This is a genomic window from Mesorhizobium sp. M0496, assembly GCF_040321205.1.
Taxonomy (GTDB): Bacteria; Pseudomonadota; Alphaproteobacteria; order Rhizobiales; family Rhizobiaceae; genus Mesorhizobium.
In genome coordinates this window covers 1-3,649 of the sequence record NZ_JAMYRC010000092.1, presented here as the reverse complement: position 1 = coordinate 3,649, position 3,649 = coordinate 1, and the positions used below count along the sequence as shown (strand labels likewise).

The following is a 3,649-nucleotide window of genomic DNA, read 5'->3' as shown; positions in this document are numbered from 1 at the left end:
GGGAGAAATCGTCACGCGCTTCACCGAAATCATTCGCCACGTCTGCGATCCGCCCAGACGGCGCAAAAGCCAATCCGCAGCAGCAAGGATCGCCGGCATAGCGTAAAGTTAGCGCCTATGGGGTGCTGCCCCTCCGACCTGTCAGCTAATTGTGGCTGTGCCTTCAGTCTTTTGGTTGGGTGACTGACGCCGAAAAGTAGCGATCCTTCACACCCCCCTCTGTCCTGCCGGACATCTCCCCCGCAAGGGGGGAGATCGGATGTCGCCCTGGTTTTCGCCAATTGCCAGCGCAACCGTTACCCACAAAAAAGGCGGCGCCAGTTTCCTGGCGCCGCTTTGATGTTTTTCGTAACCGATCCCGGTTTTACGCCGCCGGCTGGGCCTCGATGGTGCGCAGCGCCTGGGTCTGGCGCTTGGCGGCGGCCTTGACCGCGTCCTGCACCTTCTCGAAGGCGCGCACCTCGATCTGGCGCACGCGCTCGCGGCTGATGTCGAACTCGGACGACAGCTCTTCCAGCGTCAGCGGCTCCTCGGCGAGGCGACGGGCCTCGAAGATGCGCCGTTCGCGCTCGTTGAGCACCGCAAGAGCGCCCGACAGCATGCCGCGCCGGTTCTCCAGCTCGTCCTGCTCGATCAGCATCTCTTCCTGGCTTTCGTGGTCGTCGACCAGCCAGTCCTGCCATTCGCCGGACTCGCCTTCGCTCGCCCGGATCGGGGCGTTGAGCGAGGCGTCGCCGGACAGGCGGCGGTTCATCGACACCACTTCGGCTTCGGAAACGTTCAGCCTGGTGGCGATCTCGGCGATCTGGTCGGGCTTCAAGTCGCCGTCGTCGAGCGCCTGGATCTTGCCCTTCACCTTGCGCAGGTTGAAGAACAGGCGCTTCTGATTGGCTGTCGTGCCCATCTTGACCAGGCTCCACGAGCGCAGGATGTACTCCTGGATCGAGGCCTTGATCCACCACATGGCATAGGTCGCGAGGCGGAAGCCGCGCTCGGGTTCGAATTTCTTGACGGCCTGCATCAGGCCGACATTGCCTTCCGAGATCACTTCGCCGATCGGCAGGCCGTAGCCGCGATAGCCCATGGCGATCTTGGCGACGAGCCTGAGGTGGCTGGTCACGAGCTTATGCGCAGCGGAGGTGTCTTCATGCTCGGCGTAACGCTTGGCGAGCATGTACTCTTCCTGCGGCTGCAGCATGGGAAAGCGGCGGATTTCTTCCAGGTAGCGGCTGAGGCCGCCTTCGCCGGAAACGATACTGGGTAATGACTGGGCCATGATAGCGCCCCCTCTCTATTGGAGTGATGCCCCCGAAACGCGGCGGACATATGACGCGAGCACCAAATGGCTCGCTCGCGACGCAGTTGTTATACAGGAACAAAACCAGAAAAGACAGGCTTTGTTCAACACGAAACAGTGTGTCACGTTGAAGTGAACAATGCCGCTCAGGTTTTTCTGGGGCAGGTTCAGAGCTTGCGAAAGCCGCCTACGAGTTCCTCCATGTCGCTCGGTATAGGCGCCTCGAACCTCATCGTTAGATGGGTAGTGGGGTGACGAAATGCAAGGAGCCAGGCATGCAAAGCTTGCCGGGAAAATGCCTTGACCTGACTTTTCAGCGGTTCGGGCAGCCGGTTGGCCTTGGTGCGGAAGGCCAGGCCATAGTCGGGGTCGCCGATCACCGGATGGCCGATATGCGCCATGTGGACGCGGATCTGATGGGTGCGGCCGGTCTCGAGCCGACATTCGACCAGGCTTGCCGTGGCGAACTCCTGTTGTGTCTCGCCGAAACGCTCCTGCACGGCAAAGTGGGTGACCGCATGGCGGGCGTCGTCGCGTCCTTCCGGCACCACGGCACGGCGCACGCGGTCGGCGGCGCGGCCGAGCGGCGCATCAACCTTTCCGGTCGGTCTCTGCGGTATGCCCCAGACCAGCGCCAGGTAGGCGCGTTCGAGATCGCCGGTCAGGCCGTGATCGGCGAAGGCTTCGGACAGTGACTTGTGGGCGCGGTCGGTCTTGGCCACCACCATGACGCCACTGGTCTCCTTGTCGAGCCGGTGCACGATGCCCGGCCGGCGCACGCCGCCGATACCTGAAAGACTGTCGCCGCAATGATGGATCAGCGCGTTGACCAGCGTGCCGGTCCAGTTGCCGGCGCCGGGATGCACGACAAGCCCGGCAGGCTTGTTGATGACGATCAGCTCGTCGTCCTCATAGAGCACATCGAGCGCGATGTTTTCGCCTTGCGGTTCGGCCGGCTCCGGCTCCGGCATGTTGACCGACACGCTTTCGCCTGGCGTCATCTTGCGCTTGGTCTCGTCGATGCGCTTGCCGTTGACGCTCACCGCGCCCTGCCTGATCAGCATCTGCACGCGGCTGCGCGACATGTCCGGACCGAGGCTGGCCGCCAGCCACTGGTCGAGGCGCTGACCGGTCGCATCCGCGCCCGCTACCAGCACGGTCGGCGCCGCCTCTATCAATTCAGGGGCCTCTTCGCTATGAGCGCTCATTGAAAAACCGTTCCGGACTATTTTGCCATGGCCAATGCCGAGGAAGACCAAGAGAAGCCGCTCGACCCCGAGATCGACAAGGTGCGCGGCAAGCTCATCCGCTTCATGGCCATCAATCTCGGCCTGCTTTTGCTGGCTCTTATGGTGGTGATCGCGGCGGTTGTCTACAAATCCCGCAAAGCATCTCCTGAGAACCCGCCGCTGACCGGCGATATCCAGACACCCGCCGGCGAACCGGTCAGCGGCGATATCGTGCTGCCGGTCGGCGCCAGGGTGGTCAGCCAGTCGCTGTCCGGCAATCGCGTCTCGATCGACGCCGAGCTTGCCGACGGCAGCCGCACGATCTTCATTTATGATATCGCCGCACGCCGCCTGATCGGCCGTTTTGCGATCCGCAACAAATGAAAGGTTTCGCCGAACACCGCCGCATCGCGACCGTCGCCCTGGTAGTCGCCAGCTATGACGAGGCGATTGCCTGGTATGTCGAGCGGCTTGGCTTCCTGCTTACCGACGATATCGATCTCGGCGGCGGCAAGCGCTGGGTCACGGTCGCGCCGGCCAGCGGGCAAGGCGCCAGGCTGCTGCTGGCCGAGGCTTCCGACGAGGCACAAAGCATAAGCATCGGCAACCAGACCGGCGGCCGAGTTTTTCTCTTCCTCGAAACCGACGATTTTGCCCGCGACCATGCGGCAATGCTGGAGAGAGGCGTCGAATTCCGCGAAGCACCGCGCTTCGAGCCCTACGGCACGGTGGCCGTTTTCGCCGATCTGCACGGCAATCTCTGGGACCTGATCGAGCCGAAACGATAGGCTTTGTGGCCGGCTTTCTACCGATGTGGCAAAGCTGGTCGAACCCCAGTTGCTTTTTCCCAGCGCGCAGCCTATATCGCCGGTTCTTGAGCGCGCCCATCGTCTAGCGGTCAGGACACCGCCCTCTCACGGCGGGAACAGGGGTTCGATTCCCCTTGGGCGTACCAAAGATTTCAACAAATTCGCAGAATGCCATCGCGCACCCCGCACGCCCACCATGTGGCCGCAGCCTTGAAGAGCCCAATGGCACCGGTCGTGTCCCATGAGGTGGTGTAGCTCGGCGGTAGCGAAGCTGCTCGCGAGCGCGCCGTTGGTAGCGCTGTAGCGAGCGAGCG

General features: G+C 62.8%; 4 protein-coding genes and 1 tRNA gene. 3 read left to right on the top strand and 2 right to left on the bottom strand.

Features of this window, described 5'->3' with window-relative positions:
• Window positions 1-364: 364 nt before the first annotated feature.
• Together rpoH and NKI73_RS33360 are read right to left on the bottom strand one after the other, a co-directional pair.
• Window positions 365-1,276, bottom strand: a complete 912-nt coding sequence (gene rpoH / locus NKI73_RS33365) for an RNA polymerase sigma factor RpoH (protein ID WP_013529255.1) — start codon at window positions 1,274-1,276, stop codon at window positions 365-367.
• Between the two features lie 188 nt (window positions 1,277-1,464).
• Entirely contained in the window at window positions 1,465-2,505 is a 1,041-nt protein-coding gene (locus tag NKI73_RS33360) for an RluA family pseudouridine synthase (protein ID WP_352636284.1), read from the bottom strand.
• Between the two features lie 27 nt (window positions 2,506-2,532).
• Here NKI73_RS33360 and NKI73_RS33355 point away from each other — a divergent pair, with 27 nt between their 5' ends.
• From NKI73_RS33355 to NKI73_RS33345, 3 genes are all read left to right on the top strand, one after another.
• Window positions 2,533-2,910 carry a fimbrial protein gene (locus NKI73_RS33355; RefSeq protein WP_352636283.1) on the top strand — a complete coding sequence of 126 codons (378 nt, stop codon included), beginning with the start codon at window positions 2,533-2,535 and terminating at the stop codon, window positions 2,908-2,910.
• Complete coding sequence (locus NKI73_RS33350) at window positions 2,907-3,314, top strand: VOC family protein (protein WP_352636281.1); 408 nt, start codon at window positions 2,907-2,909, stop codon at window positions 3,312-3,314. Before NKI73_RS33355 ends, NKI73_RS33350 begins: the two co-directional genes overlap by 4 nt.
• 92 nt (window positions 3,315-3,406) lie before the next feature.
• Window positions 3,407-3,481, top strand: a tRNA-Glu gene (locus NKI73_RS33345).
• Window positions 3,482-3,649: the final 168 nt, after the last annotated feature.

Excerpts from the sequence above, each read along its gene's own strand:
- rpoH (WP_013529255.1), bottom strand. The coding sequence starts at position 1,276 with ATGGCCCAGTCATTACCCAGTATCGTTTCCGGCGAAGGCGGCCTCAGC.
- NKI73_RS33360 (WP_352636284.1), bottom strand. The coding sequence starts at position 2,505 with ATGAGCGCTCATAGCGAAGAGGCCCCTGAATTGATAGAGGCGGCGCCG.
- NKI73_RS33355 (WP_352636283.1), top strand. The coding sequence starts at position 2,533 with ATGGCCAATGCCGAGGAAGACCAAGAGAAGCCGCTCGACCCCGAGATC.
- NKI73_RS33350 (WP_352636281.1), top strand. The coding sequence starts at position 2,907 with ATGAAAGGTTTCGCCGAACACCGCCGCATCGCGACCGTCGCCCTGGTA.